The sequence below is a fragment of the Streptomyces sp. NPDC006265 genome, assembly GCF_040613555.1.
Classification (GTDB): domain Bacteria; phylum Actinomycetota; class Actinomycetes; order Streptomycetales; family Streptomycetaceae; genus Streptomyces.
The window spans coordinates 1-1,642 of record NZ_JBEXSH010001332.1; the positions used below are offsets into that span (position 1 = coordinate 1).

Sequence of the window (1,642 nt, forward strand, 5' to 3'; positions counted from 1 at the left end):
CTCATCGCCGGCCACATCTTCGCCGCGTTCGTGTACCTGCTCTTCGCGCTCGGGGGTTCAGCTCCGTGATGTACGACGCGGCCCGGCTGCCCTACGTGGAGAACCTCGCCGCGACCCGGGCGGCGGTCGACCGGGCGCACGCCCAAGGGCTCTGGATCGAGGCCGAGCTGGGCCAGATCGGCGGCAAGAACGGCAGGGCCCCACTGGACGCGCACGCCCCCGGCGCCCGCACCGACCCCGACGAGGCACGGGTCTTCGTCGCCGACTCGGGCGTGGACGCCCTGGCCGTCGCCATTGGCAGCTCCCACGCCATGACCACCCGCACGGCGGCCCTCGACCACGCCCTGCTCAAGCGCCTGTCTGCCGCGCTGGACGTCCCGCTCGTCCTGCACGGCTCCTCCGGCGTCCCGGACGACGAACTGACGGCGGCGGTCGCGGGCGGCATCACCAAGGTCAACATCGGTACGGCGCTGAACATCGCGCTGACCGGTGCGATCCGGGAGTTCCTCGCCGACCGGCCGGAAGCGGTCGATCCCCGCAGCTACCTGACGCTCGGGCGGGAGGCGATGACACGGGCGGTGGCCGGCACCCTCCAGACCCTCGGCGCCGCTACCGCTTGACGGCCTTCAGCACCACGAACTTCGGGTCGCTCGCGACGAGCCGGCTGTTGCCGAACAGCTTCCGCAGCTTGACGTGATAGCCCAAGTGCCGGTTGCCGATCACCCACAGCTCCCCGCCCGGCCGCAGCGCGCGCCGCGCCCCGGTGAACATCCGCCAGGCCGTGGCGTCCGTCGTGGCCTGGTGGGAGTGGAACGGCGGGTTGTTCAGGACCAGGTCGACACTGCCGGACGGCACGCCCGCCAGCCCGTCACCGACCCGGAACTCCGCATGCCCCGGCACGCCGTTCGCCTTGTACGTCGCCTCCGCCGAGGCCACGGCCTGGAAGGACTCGTCCACGAACAGCACCTCGGCGTCCGGGTCGGCCAGCGCCACCGAAGTACCCACCACGCCGTTGCCGCACCCCAGGTCCACCACCCGGCGGCCCTGTCCCTCGGGCAGATGCCGGAGGAAGAACCGCGTTCCGATGTCGAGCCGGTCGGCGCAGAACACCCCCGCGTGATTGACGACCGTCCCTCCCGCGGCGGGGCCGATGCCGTCCGGCAGCGTGTAGACGTACGGCCACGGATTGCCGGGCCGCTCCAGGGCGGGATCCGGCGTGCAGAAGATCAGCCGGGCCTTCTTCTCGGCGAGCGAGGTGCGGGTCGGGCCGAGGATCCGCTCGAACAACGTCAGCGTCGAGGTGTGGATCTCCTTCACCATGCCCGTGCCGACGACGACCGTCCCCGCGTGCACGGCCGGAGCCAGGCGCAGCAACTGGTTCTCCAGCAGCGCCAGGCTCTTCGGCACCCGCACCAGCAGCACGTCGATCCGCTCCGGCGGCGGATCCTGCGTGGTGAGCAGCCGCACCGCCCCCGGCTCCACGCCGGCCCGCGCGAGGTTGGCCCGGGTCGCCTCCTGCGCGAGGTGGGAGTCGGTGATCTGCACGGGCCGGTGCGCGGCGAGCGCCGTGACCAGCGCGCCCCAGCGGTCCCCGACGACCACGACCGTGCCGTCCAGCGGCAACCGTTCCTCGGCCAGATGC

2 protein-coding genes and 1 pseudogene are annotated in these 1,642 nt (G+C 72.5%); 2 read left to right on the plus strand and 1 reads right to left on the minus strand.

All coding sequences use genetic code 11. The annotated features are described in order from the left end of the window. Positions 1-15 precede the first annotated feature (15 nt). Complete coding sequence (locus tag ABZ281_RS48535) at positions 16-69, plus strand: hypothetical protein (protein ID WP_356665153.1); 54 nt, start codon at positions 16-18, stop codon at positions 67-69. Next, positions 54-620 (plus strand): annotated as a pseudogene (locus ABZ281_RS48540) (class II fructose-bisphosphate aldolase); the annotation flags it as partial. The gene ABZ281_RS48535 and the pseudogene ABZ281_RS48540, both read left to right, overlap by 16 nt. Here the strand turns inward: ABZ281_RS48540 and ABZ281_RS48545 are convergent. Then, positions 610-1,642 (minus strand): methyltransferase (locus ABZ281_RS48545; RefSeq protein WP_356665151.1); only part of this gene is annotated, 1,033 nt, incomplete at its 5' end. The pseudogene ABZ281_RS48540 and the gene ABZ281_RS48545 sit on opposite strands and share 11 nt — an antisense overlap.